The organism is Polynucleobacter sp. 80A-SIGWE, from assembly GCF_018882295.1.
Lineage (GTDB): Bacteria > Pseudomonadota > Gammaproteobacteria > Burkholderiales > Burkholderiaceae > Polynucleobacter.
This window is the reverse complement of sequence record NZ_JACVOR010000001.1, coordinates 575,305-593,174: the sequence shown is the minus strand read 5'-3', so window position 1 is coordinate 593,174 and position 17,870 is coordinate 575,305. Positions and strand designations below refer to the sequence as shown.

General features: G+C 38.7%; 20 protein-coding genes. All 20 read right to left on the bottom strand.

The window, feature by feature from the left end; all coding sequences use genetic code 11:
- Position 1: 1 nt before the first annotated feature.
- Entirely contained in the window at positions 2–754 is a 753-nt protein-coding gene (locus ICN25_RS03150) for a thiamine pyrophosphate-dependent enzyme (protein ID WP_216178941.1), read from the bottom strand.
- Positions 747–1,505 carry a bifunctional 2-polyprenyl-6-hydroxyphenol methylase/3-demethylubiquinol 3-O-methyltransferase UbiG gene (locus ICN25_RS03145; RefSeq protein WP_216178939.1) on the bottom strand — a complete coding sequence of 253 codons (759 nt, stop codon included), beginning with the start codon at positions 1,503–1,505 and terminating at the stop codon, positions 747–749. The genes ICN25_RS03150 and ICN25_RS03145 overlap by 8 nt, the downstream gene beginning before the upstream one ends.
- On the bottom strand, positions 1,502–2,674 hold the full coding sequence (locus tag ICN25_RS03140; protein ID WP_216178938.1) for a DegT/DnrJ/EryC1/StrS aminotransferase family protein: 1,173 nt from the start codon (positions 2,672–2,674) through the stop codon (positions 1,502–1,504). The genes ICN25_RS03145 and ICN25_RS03140 overlap by 4 nt, the downstream gene beginning before the upstream one ends.
- Positions 2,667–3,146, bottom strand: a complete 480-nt coding sequence (locus ICN25_RS03135) for a dTDP-4-dehydrorhamnose 3,5-epimerase family protein (RefSeq protein ID WP_216178937.1) — start codon at positions 3,144–3,146, stop codon at positions 2,667–2,669. Before ICN25_RS03135 ends, ICN25_RS03140 begins: the two co-directional genes overlap by 8 nt.
- A complete protein-coding gene (gmd, locus tag ICN25_RS03130) occupies positions 3,133–4,173 on the bottom strand; it encodes a GDP-mannose 4,6-dehydratase (RefSeq protein ID WP_216178936.1) in 1,041 nt (346 codons plus the stop codon). Before gmd ends, ICN25_RS03135 begins: the two co-directional genes overlap by 14 nt.
- Complete coding sequence (locus tag ICN25_RS03125; protein ID WP_216178935.1) at positions 4,170–4,931, bottom strand: glycosyltransferase; 762 nt, start codon at positions 4,929–4,931, stop codon at positions 4,170–4,172. Before ICN25_RS03125 ends, gmd begins: the two co-directional genes overlap by 4 nt.
- Positions 4,932–5,912 carry a glycosyltransferase family 9 protein gene (locus ICN25_RS03120; RefSeq protein WP_216178934.1) on the bottom strand — a complete coding sequence of 327 codons (981 nt, stop codon included), beginning with the start codon at positions 5,910–5,912 and terminating at the stop codon, positions 4,932–4,934. It lies immediately after the preceding gene.
- On the bottom strand, positions 5,909–6,724 hold the full coding sequence (locus tag ICN25_RS03115) for a hypothetical protein (protein WP_216178933.1): 816 nt from the start codon (positions 6,722–6,724) through the stop codon (positions 5,909–5,911). Before ICN25_RS03115 ends, ICN25_RS03120 begins: the two co-directional genes overlap by 4 nt.
- On the bottom strand, positions 6,696–8,075 hold the full coding sequence (locus tag ICN25_RS03110) for an ABC transporter ATP-binding protein (RefSeq protein WP_216178932.1): 1,380 nt from the start codon (positions 8,073–8,075) through the stop codon (positions 6,696–6,698). The genes ICN25_RS03115 and ICN25_RS03110 overlap by 29 nt, the downstream gene beginning before the upstream one ends.
- A gap of 31 nt (positions 8,076–8,106) precedes the next feature.
- Positions 8,107–8,826, bottom strand: coding sequence for a hypothetical protein (locus ICN25_RS03105; RefSeq protein ID WP_216178931.1), 720 nt, complete (start codon positions 8,824–8,826; stop codon positions 8,107–8,109).
- 10 nt (positions 8,827–8,836) lie between these two features.
- Positions 8,837–9,538 carry an SDR family oxidoreductase gene (locus ICN25_RS03100; protein ID WP_216178930.1) on the bottom strand — a complete coding sequence of 234 codons (702 nt, stop codon included), beginning with the start codon at positions 9,536–9,538 and terminating at the stop codon, positions 8,837–8,839.
- Positions 9,535–10,710, bottom strand: coding sequence for a sedoheptulose 7-phosphate cyclase (locus tag ICN25_RS03095; protein WP_216178929.1), 1,176 nt, complete (start codon positions 10,708–10,710; stop codon positions 9,535–9,537). The genes ICN25_RS03100 and ICN25_RS03095 overlap by 4 nt, the downstream gene beginning before the upstream one ends.
- Positions 10,711–10,713: 3 nt before the next feature.
- On the bottom strand, positions 10,714–11,712 hold the full coding sequence (locus ICN25_RS03090; protein WP_216178928.1) for a phosphotransferase: 999 nt from the start codon (positions 11,710–11,712) through the stop codon (positions 10,714–10,716).
- 82 nt (positions 11,713–11,794) lie between these two features.
- On the bottom strand, positions 11,795–12,664 hold the full coding sequence (locus tag ICN25_RS03085) for a Wzz/FepE/Etk N-terminal domain-containing protein (protein ID WP_255536654.1): 870 nt from the start codon (positions 12,662–12,664) through the stop codon (positions 11,795–11,797).
- 122 nt (positions 12,665–12,786) lie between these two features.
- Positions 12,787–13,686, bottom strand: coding sequence for a glycosyltransferase (locus ICN25_RS03080; protein ID WP_216178926.1), 900 nt, complete (start codon positions 13,684–13,686; stop codon positions 12,787–12,789).
- Positions 13,683–15,221, bottom strand: coding sequence for a mannose-1-phosphate guanylyltransferase/mannose-6-phosphate isomerase (locus tag ICN25_RS03075; protein ID WP_216178925.1), 1,539 nt, complete (start codon positions 15,219–15,221; stop codon positions 13,683–13,685). The genes ICN25_RS03080 and ICN25_RS03075 overlap by 4 nt, the downstream gene beginning before the upstream one ends.
- A gap of 400 nt (positions 15,222–15,621) precedes the next feature.
- Positions 15,622–16,173 (bottom strand): HPP family protein, encoded by a 552-nt coding sequence (locus ICN25_RS03070; RefSeq protein WP_216862855.1) that lies wholly within the window; start codon positions 16,171–16,173, stop codon positions 15,622–15,624.
- 138 nt (positions 16,174–16,311) lie between these two features.
- Positions 16,312–16,620, bottom strand: coding sequence for a high-potential iron-sulfur protein (locus tag ICN25_RS03065; RefSeq protein WP_215392080.1), 309 nt, complete (start codon positions 16,618–16,620; stop codon positions 16,312–16,314).
- Positions 16,621–16,798: 178 nt separating this feature from the next.
- A complete protein-coding gene (locus ICN25_RS03060) occupies positions 16,799–17,017 on the bottom strand; it encodes a hypothetical protein (RefSeq protein WP_216178924.1) in 219 nt (72 codons plus the stop codon).
- A gap of 53 nt (positions 17,018–17,070) precedes the next feature.
- Complete coding sequence (gene folE / locus ICN25_RS03055) at positions 17,071–17,862, bottom strand: GTP cyclohydrolase I (protein ID WP_216178923.1); 792 nt, start codon at positions 17,860–17,862, stop codon at positions 17,071–17,073.
- Positions 17,863–17,870 lie beyond the last annotated feature (8 nt).

The following is a 17,870-nucleotide window of genomic DNA, read 5'->3' as shown; positions in this document are numbered from 1 at the left end:
ACTATTTATAAAACTCGATAAGGGAACTTAAGATGCACTCAAACTCGTCGGGGGAAGGAGTCTTGTGATGCCACATTGGAGTGCTCAACTCCTGCAGCGGGTGACCTTTTTTTGTGTTACATAGAATAACTGCCGGCGCACTATTATTCAGGGCAGAAAAAACTTCCACAATTTTTTCAACTTTATGTCCATCTATAATTCTATGCTGATATTCGCCTGCAAGAGCCTTTAATGCACCTACTACTGGAAGAGCGCGCTCAGAACTCTCATTGCAATCCACAATCACCCTCACCGGAATATTGAATTTTTTCAACATCAGAAAAGATTCCCAGCATGATCCCTCGTTCATCTCGCCATCACCAACAATTACGAAAATTTCTTTATTGATTGATCGGGCGTATGATAGACCTATTGCATATGGCAGACCTTGACCTAAAGATCCAGTACCATAGTGAAAGCCATACTCTGGAAGTAACGGAACATGGCCAATAAGTCTACTCCCATCCAACCCAATGGACCTCTCATGACCCTGGTCAAGCAAACCATAGGAGGCCATCGTTGCATAAAGCGCAAATACTGCGTGCCCCTTAGATAAGACAATATTGTCTAATTTAACTTCACCATAGATATTTTTTTGATATTCAATTATTGCGATCAAAATATCAACAATTGAGTAGCTACTTGCAATATGCCCCTCTCTCGAAGAGATCGCATATTCCAAGATTTTTTTTCTAATTTCCAACTGCTTAATCATTTGAGCGCCTATAAGCTGCATAAATCTGATCAAAAACAAGCCCTAATGTGATCAACCGAATAATTTGCTTAGCAACAAATGACAATTTCTTTTTATAATTAATATTTACTGTTTTGAGTGCTATTCTTTTAAATCCACAGATCTCAAAAACATAATCAAGGTCGCGAACATTATACTCAAGCCAATGATGTCCATAGTTAGCCAAAATATAATCCTCACTAGAAAATTCATTGAACTTAATATAGGGATGCCTTCCCAAAATAAATCTTACTATTTTAGCTAGAGATAATCTATTTGGAACACTTACCACAACAACACCATCGTCATTAAGATAATGTTTTATTGATTTTATAATTGGCAAAGGATTGAATGGGAGATGCTCAAGAATTTCGCTCGCTAAAAAAATATCGTATCTACAATTATCTTCTTTTGATAAGATCCGAATTCCATTGGATGTAATTGAGTTGATACCAACTTTCACCCCAAATTTATTAGCCCACTTTCGATAGTTTTCCCGTGAATTACCAGTCTCCACATCTGTTGCAGTCATTGACTGAAGGTGCGGCTTTAATCTTACGGCAACATTTGTTAGGTAAGAGCCAATTTCGATTGCGCTTGAGAAATTAAAATCATTAATAATCTTTAGGGTAAAGTTAAAAAAATTATTATGGTGTTCGCGCAGAACATTTAGATACTCTAACTCAACATCGTTAGGCGGGGAGTCGTAAAATGGCGAGAATGCATTTATCATATACTAGCTTTAAAATCTGATAAAGCTAGATCTAAAAATGCCAGCTCTTTATTTAATTGCCTAGAATCATTCCCAACAAATATTCCATCGAAATGAATTGAATCTGCAACTGGATAATGCTTCGGTGGCTCGCAGTTAATATGACGTATCACCTCTTGCCTTGTAAAATTACCGGCGACAATCGGTCGATATTCAATTTCATATTTTTTAAAGAACTGTATTAAGGACTCTCGCTTTCCTGATGCTGCATTTATGAGCGTCATGGCAAAACCAAACCATGATGATGTGGACTGACCCTCATCTTGAGTCCTGATAATATCGCTATATTTAGTCATTAGCCTTTTAAAGGCTGCAGCATTATTTCTTCTTTCGCCCATCATATTTGGCCATTTTCTTAATTGCTCCTTACCCACCGCCCCCATGAACTCTATTGGCCGAACACAATAGCCGGGCATAACAAATTCAAAACTTTTATGAAAATCATCCACAGCATCTGAGGATAAATCGCCAGACTTTTTGTCTCTAGTCCAGCCATGCGCTCTCAGCGATCTTGCAATCATTGCCAACCTATCATCATTTGTACAAACCATTCCACCCTCCATGGTTTGCAAATGGTGGCTAAAGAAAAAACTGTGGCTTGTGATGGTTCCAAAAGTACCTGCATACTTTGATCCTATGAGGGCCCCAAAACTTTCGCAATTATCCTCATAAAAGAATAGCTTTCGCCTATCTGCTATCTCAGAAATTTTATCCATACCAGCTGGATTTCCAAGCAAGCTGACTCCACAAATCCCCACCACATCCTCATCAATACTATCCTCAATTAAATCAGAATTAATATTTAACGTGAGTGGGTCTATATCAATAAATCTTAGCTTATAGCCGCACTGATGTAAGGGGAAATAGGTTGTTGACCAGCTTACTGCCGGCACTAAAACAACTCCTTTTCTATACCTTTCACTATTAAGCAAGGCGCTACAAGCTATTAAGTTTGCAGAGCTACCACTATTAACCATAATTGCATGTTTTATTGAAAGCTGGGCAGCAAATTGATCCTCAAATTCAGAAACCTCCCTGCCCATTGTGTATTGATTTGATGAAATAACACGATCAATTGCCTCAATTTCTGAGTTATCCCATGTATTAGATGCAAGCGCATAATTAACCATTATTAAGGTCCTTTCGTGATATCAACATATCCGCCTCCCCCAATTTCCACCCCTTATAGTTCTCGATTGGGTTAAGGGATATTTCATTTCCATAGCCCTCATTACACAAATAGAGAACTTTTGAGGATTCTGATAGAGTTAAATATGAATGCGCCCAATTATTTGGAACAAACAATGCTCTGCATTTAGCACCATCGCCAATAGAGTTATCAACCACCATTCCAGTAGGCTGGTTTCCAGCCATTTCCATGCATACATCCTGAATTGCACCCTCGAGAACGAGGATAATTTTATCCTGCGCTGTAGGAGGAAGCTGGTAGTGGAAGCCTCTCAATACGCCATATTTACTACTAGTCATTTTGATTATTTTGGCTATAAATGATGAGCCCTCAAAATAAACTGACATAAACCCACGATCATCTTCGAAAATTTCTGCGTCAATAAGTTTTGGCCGCGAGTCAGTTAACATCATTTTCAACCATCTCGTAAACTAGTTCACTAAAACTGTATTTAGGCTCCCATCCAGATGCCTTCTTAAATTTACTGGAATCACCCAAGAGATGAGGCACATCCAGGGGCCTGAAATATTTTGGTGAAACTTTGATGACATTCTGCCCTATAGGGATTCGCTTATTTGTAATACCTGATTCACCGTGCGCCACAACCCTTCCGATTTCCTGAAGGCCTTCACCCTGGAATTCGATCAAATTGCCAGTTATGGCAAATGATTCTTTGCAAAAGTCCCTTACTGAATAGCAATTTCCAGTTGAAACTACAAAATCATCAGGCTGGCAATTTTTTAACATCACCATCATTGCCTCAACATAATCCTTAGCGTGCCCCCAGTCCCTAACTGAATTAAGATTTCCAAGATAAATTGATTCAACCGAACCGTTAAGCAGGTTTGATAGCTCAGTCGTAATTTTTCTAGATACAAAATTTTCTCCGCGCCTTGGGCTTTCATGATTAAACAAAATGCCGTTGTATGCCATCAATCCATAGCCCTCCCTATACTGCTTAACTAAATAGTATGCATAGAGTTTTGCTGCGGCATATGGAGATCTTGGGTTAAATGGTGTAGATTCATTAAGTGAACCACCACCCAAACCGCCATATAACTCTGAAGTTGATGCTTGATAAAATTTCACCTCAGGAACAAGGGTTTTCGAAGCCTCCAAAATTCGTAAGGTGCCTATTCCGTCAACTTGTGATGTGTATTCTGGCTCATTAAAGCTTACCCCGACATGACTCTGTGCTGCCAGGTTATAAATATGATCAGGCGAATATTTTGAAATAATGCTGTAAACCGAGGAGGTGTCTGTTACATCCCCATGAACAACCTCAAAGTTTGGATGGTTCAATAGGTTGGTTATTCTCATAGTATTTATGCTAGATGATCTTCTTTTTACCCCAATCACTCGAAAATCATTTTTTAGCAGTAACTCAGATAGGTAGGAGCCATCCTGCCCTGTAACACCAAAAATTAAAGCAGTTTTCATTTATTTAAACCCTTAGCATTCATAAAGCCATTCCAAAAATATCTCAAGTTGACACCCCTAAAAACCAAACAATAAAGATAATATGTGATGGATGAAAGAAAATTTCCATATTTTGAGGTCAAGTAGAACCCCTCTCCCAAACCAAAAGCATACATATCAGGCCTAGATGAGATACCATCCTTATAAAAGATAGATTTAATTTGAGCATTATATTTTAACGGGATTTTGCAGGTGAATGCCTCCAAAAATAATGCATGATCAGAAGCTATTTTGTAATTATAATTTATTGAATTTGAATTTTTTAAAAAAGATAATGGCCATATAACAGAATTCATATTAATATGAGGCATTCTATATCTAACAGCGCACATATTATTTTCTATAAAATTACCAATTTTTTGGTTTTTATCATTTAATATGTCACAAGAACCAAATTCTATATATTCAAAAACTTCATTAGTAGAATTAGGTAAACTTAATAGTTCATCGCCACAAAGATTGATAAGCACATGAGAGGTATTTACTAAATTAATACCACTTCTAATAGCATTAATAATTCCCTTTGGAGGAAATTTTCTAATGTCTGATGGTATATTAATTTTTAACAAACTATCTCTCAATAATACTGACGAATTATCTATACTATATCCATCAATAATGATGACTTTATCCACTTTATTGGCAACTCGAGAAATTCCGCGAAATGTTCTAAGCCATAATTCACCAGAATTTAAATTAGGTATTAATACCGTCAACATTTAAAATATCTTTAAGGAAGTTAGTTCGTTAAATATTCTTTCAGCTGTTATTGATGAGTTATCAGCATCCTTAATATACGAGCAATAATCCAATGCAGTCGATTTTATTTTTTTTCCAAATCCATAATCGTCAATTTCTGCAGCAGATGTAGAAGTAAAAAAAGCAATGAAGGGGATTTCATGTGCAATTGCCATATGCATACCCAAGCTATCAGATGAAATCATCACATCTAATCTTGAAACATTTGCAGCAAACTCATTAAGAGAACCGTTGGAATTAACTATATGCAACCGCATTGAATTAAATTCTTGCATGATTTTTTTATTCTTATGATAATCACCATCCATTCCAAAAAGATATAAATGAACATCTGGAGCAAAGGCTAAAATCTTATCGATTAAAAGAATCAATTCGTTATGGAGCAGGGTCTTTGATGGCCATCTTTCACCAGCATAAGGATTGATGCCGATTTTCACTGTATCATGTAAATCCAAAGAAGCATGATAGGGGGCATCTAAAATAAAATAAGATTGGGGGTCAGGATTAACAACACCCATTATCCCGCTGAATATCTCACCATATGTTTTAGTATTATTTTTTTTTAAAATATCAGCATAGGTTTTTCCATACTTTGAAAGTAGACCCATATCAAACCAGTCTGAGGTGTCATCAGTATAAGAAATTTTTGCACCATCAAAATATGCACCAACAATTTTTCCATTTTTTAATGAAGAAATATTCTTAACGATATCAAACTCATCATCAAAGGAATAAATTATATCGAAATATTCATGCTTTATTTCTTCAATATTAGTTTTTAAGGAAAAAATATATGGATTATTTAAAAGAATTTCTTTTGCATTTTCTCTTGTTAGCCAAGTTATCCGAGAATTGGATAATGAATTTTGCAACGGCCTAGGGAAATAAGACATCCTTAGAACATCACCTAAGGCTCCATTTTTAACTATAAGTATTTTCAACTATTCCCCTGACTAAAAAAAATCGTATAAATGGATTTAAATTGTAACAATATAGGGCTAGCCAATAAATTTCTATAAACCCTCTTATATTTAATACTTTTAAATAGAAAAAAATACGGAAGGACGCAGAAATTTGATTTAAATTCAAGCGACCATTTTACCCTATCTACATCCCACATGTTTGAATAACTATTGATATTCATTGCAATAAGTATTTTATTTACAATGTAGTTTTCTGCTCCAAATGATAGTCTGCCAGATTTCTCAATTGAAATATTAAATTCATTATTATTTGAAACCTTGCCCACATTAAATACTTTTGAATATATTTGACTATTAATTATATAAAACCAATCACATACTTGGAGGGAGGGATACCTAATATCTTTTGGGCGAGTAGTTGTAATTGGGACAACAAAGACGAAATTCTTTAATACCATCCATCGCAAGTTAATATTTTTAATTATCCACATACCCATTGATGTTACCATTAAATCATTCCTGATTTTTATTACTGGTTCATCAATATTGATTTTAATTGAAGCTGGAATTGATGAAGTTAAAATCTGCCTATCAAGATTAAGGGCAACCCCTCGAGTTGGCTCCATTATTCTACTGCCTGGATCATTATAAATTTGGAATTTTACTATCTCCGAATCTATTTTATTGGCAATATAATCAATAAAATTATTTTTATATGTAGCCACTACAATAGCCCTGACAAACTTTTCATTTTTAAAAATATTTAAGTTACTTAAAATTGCATTTGCAACTTCAATGCTATTAATGGGGCCCTGTATTATTACGATCATAATTGCACCAAACCTCCTGATAACTTTCAAATAATAATGAAATATCCATATGTGATATTATAATCACCTTAGTTCCATCTTTAATTAACCTATTTATAAATATTGATATGGACTTTACAAAATTATCAGACTGGCTACTAAATGGCTCATCTAGTAAAATATAATTATGATTATGATTAGAAAAAATATCAAAAAGCGCTAATCTCTGAATTTCTCCAATGGAATATTTTCCACCCAATAGTGGTTTAATGGAGTCAATTTTAGGCACCCAATCAATATTTTGCGACCCCTCCACCTTAACTCTTAATGGGTATTGATTTTGCACATAATATCCAAAACTAATACTATTTAACCGTAAATCATTCGCAAATCCATCTATTAATGTAGTTTTACCGGATCCAGATTTTCCTTTAACCCATAGTAATTTTTGGTCGTCACTGTAGAGAAGGGCCCTCTCAATATAATTTAAGGGCCTAAAATCTTTATTGGAACTTTTAACAAGATCTAGTTGATCATTTCCATTCTTTCTCACGCTTATATAAAAATTTAGCTGCTGAATAATAGGAAGCACTTTAACCGCAGAATAACCAATTACTATTAGCGACTTTAATATGTTAATTTCACTATTGAAATATCCCATAGCCACAATACTAATATAGGCTGATATTTCTATTGCCGTACGATAACCATTCGAAAGAGAGCTTTGCTTCGCCAAATCCCTATAATAGCTATCATACAAATTGTTAATATGGCTGATAAACTCATATGATTTATTAAAGAAAATAGATTTAGATAATACGCCCCCGGATTTTCTTATTTCAGTTATATCGTGGAAATTTGACGATATATTTTTAGATATATTATTCTGTCTGCTTTTACTAAATTTTCTATATGCAATTATAGTTAATGGAATTAATGCTAATAATGGCAATAAGCTATTTTCTGCCGTCAATAATAATGCCGCTATTATAGAAACTATAGATAATAACTTTACGGATATCGATATGTCACTTACTATTAAATTCAAAAAAATCATCTCATCTTTTTGTATTGCGCCTTCTAGGCTCTGATAGTTTGAATCATTTAAGTCATAGGCAAAAGAAAGAAGTTCCTTTCTTATTATCTTAGAAATACTGAATATTATTATCGGTTGCAATGTATGAGAAAACGCAGATAATATAATAATCAGACATGCTATAAAAGAAATATAACTTATTTCCGCCTCATTAATTAGGTAATTAATGCCTAAAACAGATATAGCATCAGCAATTACAATAATAAATAGAAAAAATGTATACTTTAGTATTTTTTTATTAAAAATTATTTTTTTAAAATTATATTTAATCAACATTTAAAAATATTTATATTAATATACATTAGATCTATAGTAGATAAGTTGATGCTGCATTCATATATTCGAATGGCGTCCCCAACACTATAGTGTCGACCTCCTTATGCTCCCGACTTGCTATGATTGACTCTCTACCCTCAATCATTTTTTTATATATTGAACTTATATATAAGTCTTCTGGCTTATAGTATTTCAAAAATGTATTAATGCTATTGAAACCATAAAACCCAGATGTTGCTAAATTCGAAACTACTATTTTTTCTGCTATATCCGTAATCATTCCGCTTACTTCTGATAAAACATAACTATATTCATGATTATTCGCATAAAATACATCAATATAGCCAGCATTGACTTTCAAAATTCCCTCAACAGCTTTCAAGTCTCTATTTCTTAAAATCGTATCAATATTATGAAAAATTATTGGACTATTTACAGAATCTGTTAGCTCGGATACCTTATCCACCCCCATCTTTGCTGTTTCTGCCTGCCCCTTGGTATCGTGTATTGCCACTAAATTTGAATTTGGAATACCTTGAGCCTGCATGATTGATCTCACGTGAGGAAAATATGCTTCATCTCTATGATTGGCAATTAGATAAATATTATCGAATGCTTGCTCTCTATTCAATTCAAGTAAAACGGTTGAAAGTATTGACCTATCACCCCACGGAAGCAAATATTTTGGAATCTTATAACCCTCACGCACAAATCGTTGATACTGGCCAGCCATTGTTAATATTAAATTCATTTCAATTCCTTTAATGCCACTCATTTGAAGGGAAGACAACAATGTCTTTTACGACCATATTGCTAGGGAGCTCAACAATACGCTCGACCATCTTCGCTAATTCGTTCGGCTGTATAAGCTTTTCTTTATTTTCACCAGGATACGGATTATTTTCTTCGGACCATAATGGAGTATTTATCCCTCCAGGTGAAATTGTGGTCAAACTAATACCACGGTCTAATAGCTCCTGACCAAGCGCTTGCCCAAATCCATTTAATCCAAATTTAGATGCGCAATAAATTGATTGGAGCTTGATGCCATGTGTACCTGCCACTGAGGATATATTCACAATTCGCCCAGATTCACGCTTAATGCTCCTCAGGGCCAATAAAGTGCAATACATTGGTCCTTTTAAATTTGTATCAATAATATTATCAATATCGCCGATTGTGCATTGATCAAATTCTTTTAATTTGAAAACTGCCGCATTATTGATCAACACATCCAGCACCGGAAAATTTAATAGAATTTTCTGAAAGCAGGCTTCAAGCTTAATTGAATTTGAGATATCGACCTCAAAAGGGGAAAATAGTCTTCCAAGTTCCATTTGCATGGCCACTAGTTGCGCCGTGTTTCTGCCTAATCCTATAACATTCCACCCCTTACGCACAAACTTTTGAGCTATCTCTTTACCAAGGCCGCTCGTAACGCCAGTTATTAAGACTGTTTTCATTGCCTACATTCCAAATCAAGAGCTTTATTTAGCTCGGATAACTTTCCGATAGCATCCTTAATTTCGGCTAATGCAAGATCATTGATGAATGTATATCCACCTATTTCAGTAGGGACAGGTAAATTCTGATCTCCGTTCCTATGTTTTTTAGTGTCATTAAGCGATTCCAGAACTAGAAGTGGATTTTTAAAAAGTTCGTGGTCTGTTGGTAAATTCATATTTCTTGCCGTTCTGATTACCCGCAAAACATCAAACTCCGAAAGTAGGTTGCGATTCATCGAAATTACTGAGGAAAAAATTACATCAATAGCAACCGCCTGCCCGTGTGTTAGTGGCTGAAATTCATTATTCTCCAAAGAACGCATTTCTATAATTGGACTAAATGAGTGACCAAAGTCTACCGCCCTCTTCAGGTCCTTTTCCCAAAGATTATTCTCCAACTCAACCTTCATGCCATCTACAGCGCGATTGATAACTTCATTTGCGCAATCACAATCCGTGAAACTTTTGCCAACAAGGTCTGAGCCATATTTTTCAAGCAAATCAAACAAAATTCCATCTTTTATAACGCCCATCTTTAAAGCCTCACCCAATCCAGAGCTAATCTCAATGGTGGGTAATGTACGCAAAAAGGCCGTATCTAGATAGGATGCAATTGGCGGGTAATAACTACCCAAGCGATTTCTCCGAATTTCGAAATTAATACCAGTTTTCGCCCCAACACTCGCATCTATGAGGCCTACCAAAGTAGTGGGCACACGAATATAAGGGACCCCTCGACGATACAATCCTGCGGCCATCCCGGCAACGTCCAAGAGAACTCCTCCTCCAATTGCAATCAAGGGCTCAGATCTTCTGAGCATTCCAAAGCTCTCCATTTCCCTCAAAATCTCGAGCAGAGTTTCAAGGTTTTTGTCATCCTCGGAAGCATCAACTGCCACTAAATGAATATCTACCGCATTACATGCAAAATAGTTTTGTATTTCATCAAGATAATATTTGCAAATATTGCGATCTATAACGACAAGTCGCCTAGAGCCAGGTCCAGTTGTACCAAACTCCAAAAGATCGGCATTACCAGGAGTCAAAATCCCTGGAGAATTTTTTATCTTAAAAGAAATAGGCAGGCTTGTTTCAATGCTCCAAGAACCCAATACCGAAGAATCTGTCATAAATTAACCGCTAAAAGTATCCAATAAGTCGCTAAATAAATAAGAGGCAAGACAATAAAACAGCTCCATCTTATCCTCATCAATTTCCATCTTGAAAGGTAACATCCGAACATACTGAGAAATCTCAAAAAGGCGCACCACCCTTAACTCTTCTTTAGTGCATTCAGCCTCAAGGTGCTTAAAAAACAATTTATTGAAGCAGCTTATGCCAGGAGGTATTTCTATATATGCTTCCACATTAGAATCTGAAACTGATGGTGTTGTAGCGTTGTAAATCTCATAATAACTATTAGAAGATTGAAGAATTTGTGAGTACTCCGCCAGTTTTGAGTCAATAATATTTTCCTCATAAGGATCTATGAGTGTAATTAACTTTTCATCCGGCTGATATAGTACGTTTTCAAGCGTTATATTTCCGTGCGTAAAACATTCAACAGGGTTTATGTAAGACTGTTTTATGCATCTCTTAAATTCGTCAATAGCCCAATATATTCCCGTAACCCGCTTGCCATTAAAAGTGATGTCCCGTTGTGCTATTAATTTCTGAAACCGGGAGTTCCCAAGACAAGCTCCTATTTTTTGTTCCATCTCCTCATAAACATACAAATCCATAGCGGCTGATGTAGATGGAAACTGAATGGAATGCATTCGACCCATTGAGTCAAGTAACACCGAAAGCATTTTTTCAATATCTTTTTGGGGGGGATGTTCCAAGAGGTAATCATGGGCAGTTATGGAGCCCCCAATATACTCAATATCGAAATAAGCTAAATCACCATCTCGGCCAAATTTAATTACCCCTGGGAAAAGCCCTGGAAATTGCTGACTATATCGCTGAAGCCTCTTTAGCTGAGAGTACCACCGCTGAAAACCATATTCACGGTTATCTTTCAGTGAGACTTCTTTGCGCACAAATGCTGTCCCAGCCCCATCAACACAAAAATAGGTTCCACTTAATGAACCCCCTTTTAGGCGTTTTTTTTCTAGCAATTTTTCGGTCATTATCAAAGATGAATCTTAGATTTCAACAAGAATATTTAATTTCTGATTAAGGCTGCTAATGCCAGATCTCGCGCCACCATGCTCACCGCCGTTGTTCTTGCCCGTCTGCCTTGAGCTTAATCCACGACTTGCATGCTAAAGCCAGTATTAATCCTAAAAAGAGGCCACCGAATAGTCCAGCAACTAACGCCAACCATTTTTTGGGTGCGGTTGGTGTGTCGCTGGCATAGATCGGGGCAATTAAGCGCGTAACCCTAATCTGGTTGCCAATCACTACATTCTTAAGCACTGCGATCTCATCCAAGAGGAATCGGATCTCGTCTCTAGTCAGCAGGTAAGACACTCCCGCGGTTGATCCTAACTTATCTGCCTTGGCGACTAACTCCTTAGCCTTGGATAAGCGTTCGATGTCATCGTCCAACCTCATTTTTGCATCGGCAATGTAGGGAGCGACAATTTGCGCTTGGGTAGCTTTGATGAGTTCAAAGATGGCCTGCGCACAGGAAGAGGCTGCTTCTGGCGACTTACCAAAGGTCTTGAGCTCAATAACGTTGGCGACACCCTTGGGAGACATCAATTTAATGGATTTGGATAGCATTGCAGCTGAATTGGGTCCCTCGTCTACCCCACAGATGCCTAGCACCATGGAAGGGAAGCTCGCAGGCGAGGAGAGACGGGAAATCAGGAGGGGTGGCTCCTCGATATTGATGCCCAGAGGACTATTATTACCGCTGTTAGTGGCGCCAACTTGTGCCATGGCGATTTGGGCGACTGCCTCGTATTGTTTTGGGGTCACCGCTAGGTATGCCGTAGCAATGACTAATCCAGTCGCACCGAGAGTCAATATTATTTTATAGGTGCCCTTGAGAAAGCACAGGATATCGATGAGAGAAATTTCCACCCCATCTCTGCGGACCTCATTTTCAACGAAATTGGAACGATTTTGATTCATCTGAATTTCTGTAATTTAGCCAGGAAATAATTTGCCTGGATTTTAATGGATTATCTCATGATAATAATTAGAATCACCGCCCTTATCCCCGAGCTCATTCACGCAGTGATGATATTTTGGGTTTAACTTGAGCGGGCACTAGGTTTAAGTGAACGCTTAAACCCAAACCGACCGCCCATAAAATCAAAAATACTAGCGCATCTAAAGAGATTTAAGACGGAGTGCAAATAAGCTATCTTTTTGGAAATTAAACCTTCAGCCAAAGACCGCTTTCCAAATATGGTCGCATCACTCAAGAACTGCTCTAACTCCACAATCCCTCTGGCTGAATCCAGAATCATTTGAGCCCTTCTATGGCCCAACTGGAATCTAACACCCTGCTGACTAAACCCACCTCGGCGATGACAAACTAAGCTTACTGGAAGTCGAATAGCGCCACCCGTCAAAATCGCCCTAAATACCAAACACTGATCTTCATATGAAAGGCGACCATCTAGTGGTGCCAACTCCACCAATTTTCTTGTCACCATATGACTAGCCCCAAAGAAAAAAGGACGCCTCTCGAACCACTTCTCAATCGTCCAACCCCCCAAATCGTCGTTCTTCTTTGAACCTAAAATCGTTCCGTCATGGCCCATATCAAAAGCATCGGCAGCAACTAAATCATATTTCTTTTCATGATCAAGCCAGAACTGAATGGATTTTGAGCAGCGCTCTGGCAATGAAACGTCGTCACCAGCGGCAGTAAATATTAATTCACCGGTGGATTGTTTTACAGCTGCAAAATAGTTGTTAACAATCCCAATATTTTCAGCATTATGAAAAAGAATAATCTTTTTTGACCCCTGATAACTATCAGCAAGCGCCTGAATTCTTTCCCAAGTGGCATCACTAGAACAATCATCACTCACAACAATTTCAAGATCATCCATATCTTGATTTAAAAGACTAAGAAAAGCCTCTTCAACAAATTGCTCTTGGTTATAGGTCAGGAGAATGACTGAGGCTTTTGGGAATGTCATTGAGAGCTCCTGCCATAGCTGTCCTCAAAGCGCACAATATCATCTTCACCCAAATAGCTGCCCGACTGCACCTCAATGATCTCCAACGGGGCATTGCCAGGGTTTGCCAAACGATGGGTTTGGCCTTGAGGAATGTAAGTACTTTGATTTTCTGTCAGGGTGATCACTTGATCACCATTAGTAATCTCTGCAACACCTTTAACAACAATCCAATGCTCTGCGCGGTGATGGTGCATTTGTAATGAGAGGCTTGCGCCAGGTTTTACTTGGATACGTTTTACTTTAAAGCGCTCGCCTTCATCAACACTGTCATACCAACCCCAAGGTCTTGCTACTTTGCGGTGCAGATTTTTCTCTTCGCGCTTTTGAGCTTCGAGCTGATTCACGATGTGTTTAACGTCTTGACTATTTTTTCTATCAACAACCAAGACCGCATCGGCGGTTTCAACAATGATGAGGTTGTCGACACCCACTGCACTAACCAACCTACTGCTTGAATGAATTAGTGAGTTTCTAGAATTACTAGTAATAGCATCACCACTGGTGACGTTGCCATTTTCATCTTGCTGGCCAACTTGCCACACGGCACCCCAAGCGCCTAGATCATTCCATCCGGCATTGAGCTCAACCATCTTTACATTGAAATTTTTTGATTCTGAGCATTTTTCAATGACGGCGTAGTCAATGGATTCACCTGGGATAGTTTTAAAGATTTCTTTATCGGGACGAACAAAACTCGCCTTGACTTCTGCGGCGCCTACCTGATCCACTACTCTTGCAATCCAAGCGGTTTCTGTAGCGCCAAAGATATCCGGACGAAATTCTTTTAATGCAGATAGCCAAGTGCTCGCACGCATTACAAACATGCCGCTATTCCACAGATAGCTTCCATCGGCTAAATACGCTTGAGCTGTTTGAGCATCCGGCTTTTCTACAAAGCGCTCTACAGCGTATTCACCATGACTGCCTTGTGAAGCATTGCGCTTGATATAGCCATAACCTATTTCTGGTGCAGTGGGCGTAATTCCCAAGATGGCAATCGTTTGCTTACTGTCGTCCGCATTCACAAGGGCAACGCAATCCTGCAATGCCTTAACAAACGCTGCTTGGTTTTGAATAGTTTGATCGGCCGGAGTGATCGCCAAAATAGGGTCAATCTCACCAGCGTCTTTCGCCTGAAAAGCTGCCAAAGTTAAAGCGGGCGCCGTATTACGGCCCACTGGCTCCAGCAATAAAGTCGCATGAATGTCTTTTAACTCTCGCAATTGGTCTAGCGCTAAAAAGCGATGCTCTTCATTGGTAACGATCAGCGTAGAACCCAATTCAATAGAGGCGTCTTTAGCTCCACCCAGGTGCTCGCCAATAGCATTGATACGTTGGATTGCTTGTTGAAACAAACTCTGATCAGAGTCATCACTTGAAAGCACTAAAAACTGCTTTGGGAACCCTGAACGTGATAAAGGCCAAAGACGCGTTCCAGAGCCGCCACATAGAATGACTGGAATAACCGAAATGGTAGATCTGGCGTTGGTCATGTGGTGGTGAGTAAAACCCTTATGCTTTTTGTATGCTTTTCGCGAATAAGTGATGATTTTAAAGGGTTTATGAACACAATTTAGCTTTATTGGGATTTACATAGATTTAAAGAATTTATTAGCATCAAAGCAGGAAAGTGATAGTTATAAATCACCCCTTGAACCCAGCATGGCTTTCAAAAAGTGTATTTGAATACTGGATCTATAACTAAAAATATTGGAGTCATCTTGTCAGCTGGAAATATCCCGAAAATCAACGTTCGCAACTCAGTCATCGAGTGCGCTCAATCCCTGAAAAAAGAAAATGCAGGCAAATATCACAACTAAGGCATTAAAGAATTGCATCGCCTCTATCGCCGCTACTAAGCAAAAATAATTACAAATTATTGTTTTTAAAGGATTAATTTGGTCTATTGGGGTAGCGTTTACCGGTTAAATTACTGTAAACCGCCCCAGCCATGACCAATAAGGCCGAATCCACCATTACCGGAAAGAATGCATAGCGGTAATGCATGACATGACCCAGGACCACAATCATAGCCACCGCTGCGGCTGGTGGATGCAGACAACGCAAAATAAACATACCCAAGATAGATAGACTAGTGGCTAGTGGCATTGCCAAAAGAGGCCCATTGCTTAGATGAATTACGGTAATCCCAACCAATGCGGAAAGGGTATTTCCAGCGATAACCGCCCAAGGTTGGGCCATTGGACTCTGCGGCAAGGCAAAAACCAATAAGGCGCTTGCACCTAGAGAGGCCATGAGCCACTCATCAAGTCCACTAAGCTCACCAAGGTACTTGGCGATAGTAAGCACTAACATCAAACCAATAAGAGCCCCAAAAACAGATCGAATTCGCTCTACCCAAGCTACGTGAGGCTGGTCACCCCCTAAGTAAAAGGAGTGGCGCTTGAGCTTATTTAGAATGCGTTGGATCGGGGCGTTTCTCATTTGCTCATTATCTTCGTCTCCGCTTGGAGGGTTTCTAGTTGCTGACCGCAAGAGCTGGCCGGGGAATAAAAAAGGCCGCTTATTTTAAGCGGCCTTTAGATAAAACTTAACTTCTTACATCTAATGAAGCTTTAAGTATTAAGCCTTCTTAGCATAAGCAGAACACCAGCCTTTGCCAGCAACTTGCTTACCAGCAAACAGTGAGCAACCACCGGCAGCAGAACCGGCTTTACCTTGGTAAAGGGCGCAGTTATCGCACTGTTGACCAGCAGCATATTTAGCGTACTTAGCTTTATCTACCTTAGAAGCATCTGCCTTATAACCCAATGCAGCAGCTTGTGGATCAGTTTCAGCAACCATTGCTTGAGCTTGAACTTTACCGTTCAAAGCCAAGGTGCAGGCACCAGCAGCGGACAAAATCATAAATTGGCGACGACTATTTTTCATATGAACTCCAGAGGGTGAGATAGAACAAAGCTTGCATCTGTGTAGATCATAGAGCAGAACAAATTAGTCGACTATAGCTAATCTAAGTAACTGATTTGAATGAATATTTTGTTGAGAATTATTCTCAAAGAAGAAAATGTTGCATTACATCCAAGGCTCTGCAGAATGGGTTCGAGGATTAATGCCAGCCTTTGATGTTCATGCAACCAATTCGCTGCTTAACATGCACGCCAGAACCTGACTCAGGGTAAGACTGAGCACAATCAAGCGCATCCTGCTGAAAGGTCGCTTTATTATTTTTGGCCGGATCGCTATTGACGTCAGGGTACAAGGAGCATGCACACAAAGTAGCGGTCATTAAAGAGATGGCCAGGAGCTTCGGTAAAGCTTGGATCAACTCAAACCCCTGATCTCTTCTGCTGTCATTATGAATTTTTTATCTCTTACTACTTATCTTTTATCTAACAGCGATAAAAACTCTCTACGCAAATTAGAGTCCTTCAGGAAAGCGCCACGCATCACGCTATTCACCATCTTCGAATCACGATCTTTTACACCGCGCCATTGCATGCAGAAGTGATCTGCATCCATCACGATTGCAACACCAATCGGTTTAATTTTTTTCTCCAGCATATCTGCCAACTCCACTACTGCTTCTTCCTGAATCTGTGGGCGACACATGACCCATTCCGTTAAGCGTGAGTACTTTGACAAACCAATGAGAGCAGATTCTTTGCTTGGTAATACCCCAATCCAAATACGACCCATGATTGGGCAAAGGTGATGTGAGCATGCACTGCGAACAGTAATAGGGCCAATGATCATCAACTCATTTAAGCGACTAACGTTGGGGAATTTTGTCAGTGTTGGTTGTTCGATATAACGCCCACTGAACACTTCTTTAACAAACATCTTTGCCACACGTTGGCTAGTATTTTTGGTGTTGTGATCACTCTCAGTGTCAATTACCAAACTTTCTAAAACAGCCTGCATCTTTTCAGCAACCTCATCCACCAAGCCTTCTAACTCACCCGGCTGAATGAATTTAGAGATATTGTCATTTGCATGGAAGCGTGCTTTCTGAGCCTCAATACGGCGACGAATCACCACAGATAATGGCGTACCAGCATCACTCTTTTTTGGAGTGGCTTTCTTAGTGGTTTTCTTTGCGGGTGCTGCGCTCGTCACTTTTTTAGCAGGGGCTTTGCTAGCTGTCTTTGTAGGAGTTTTTTTAGTCGGCATATCTATTT

What these genes read in the sequence shown, in the direction of transcription:
- ICN25_RS03150 (WP_216178941.1), bottom strand. Translation starts at nt 754, where the DNA reads ATGATTAAGCAGTTGGAAATTAGAAAAAAAATCTTGGAATATGCGATC.
- ICN25_RS03145 (WP_216178939.1), bottom strand. Translation starts at nt 1,505, where the DNA reads ATGATAAATGCATTCTCGCCATTTTACGACTCCCCGCCTAACGATGTT.
- ICN25_RS03140 (WP_216178938.1), bottom strand. Translation starts at nt 2,674, where the DNA reads ATGGTTAATTATGCGCTTGCATCTAATACATGGGATAACTCAGAAATT.
- ICN25_RS03135 (WP_216178937.1), bottom strand. Translation starts at nt 3,146, where the DNA reads ATGATGTTAACTGACTCGCGGCCAAAACTTATTGACGCAGAAATTTTC.
- gmd (WP_216178936.1), bottom strand. Translation starts at nt 4,173, where the DNA reads ATGAAAACTGCTTTAATTTTTGGTGTTACAGGGCAGGATGGCTCCTAC.
- ICN25_RS03125 (WP_216178935.1), bottom strand. Translation starts at nt 4,931, where the DNA reads ATGTTGACGGTATTAATACCTAATTTAAATTCTGGTGAATTATGGCTT.
- ICN25_RS03115 (WP_216178933.1), bottom strand. Translation starts at nt 6,724, where the DNA reads ATGATCGTAATAATACAGGGCCCCATTAATAGCATTGAAGTTGCAAAT.
- ICN25_RS03110 (WP_216178932.1), bottom strand. Translation starts at nt 8,075, where the DNA reads ATGTTGATTAAATATAATTTTAAAAAAATAATTTTTAATAAAAAAATA.
- ICN25_RS03105 (WP_216178931.1), bottom strand. Translation starts at nt 8,826, where the DNA reads ATGAATTTAATATTAACAATGGCTGGCCAGTATCAACGATTTGTGCGT.
- ICN25_RS03100 (WP_216178930.1), bottom strand. Translation starts at nt 9,538, where the DNA reads ATGAAAACAGTCTTAATAACTGGCGTTACGAGCGGCCTTGGTAAAGAG.
- ICN25_RS03095 (WP_216178929.1), bottom strand. Translation starts at nt 10,710, where the DNA reads ATGACAGATTCTTCGGTATTGGGTTCTTGGAGCATTGAAACAAGCCTG.
- ICN25_RS03090 (WP_216178928.1), bottom strand. Translation starts at nt 11,712, where the DNA reads ATGACCGAAAAATTGCTAGAAAAAAAACGCCTAAAAGGGGGTTCATTA.
- ICN25_RS03085 (WP_255536654.1), bottom strand. Translation starts at nt 12,664, where the DNA reads ATGAATCAAAATCGTTCCAATTTCGTTGAAAATGAGGTCCGCAGAGAT.
- ICN25_RS03080 (WP_216178926.1), bottom strand. Translation starts at nt 13,686, where the DNA reads ATGACATTCCCAAAAGCCTCAGTCATTCTCCTGACCTATAACCAAGAG.
- ICN25_RS03075 (WP_216178925.1), bottom strand. Translation starts at nt 15,221, where the DNA reads ATGACCAACGCCAGATCTACCATTTCGGTTATTCCAGTCATTCTATGT.
- ICN25_RS03070 (WP_216862855.1), bottom strand. Translation starts at nt 16,173, where the DNA reads ATGAGAAACGCCCCGATCCAACGCATTCTAAATAAGCTCAAGCGCCAC.
- ICN25_RS03065 (WP_215392080.1), bottom strand. Translation starts at nt 16,620, where the DNA reads ATGAAAAATAGTCGTCGCCAATTTATGATTTTGTCCGCTGCTGGTGCC.
- folE (WP_216178923.1), bottom strand. Translation starts at nt 17,862, where the DNA reads ATGCCGACTAAAAAAACTCCTACAAAGACAGCTAGCAAAGCCCCTGCT.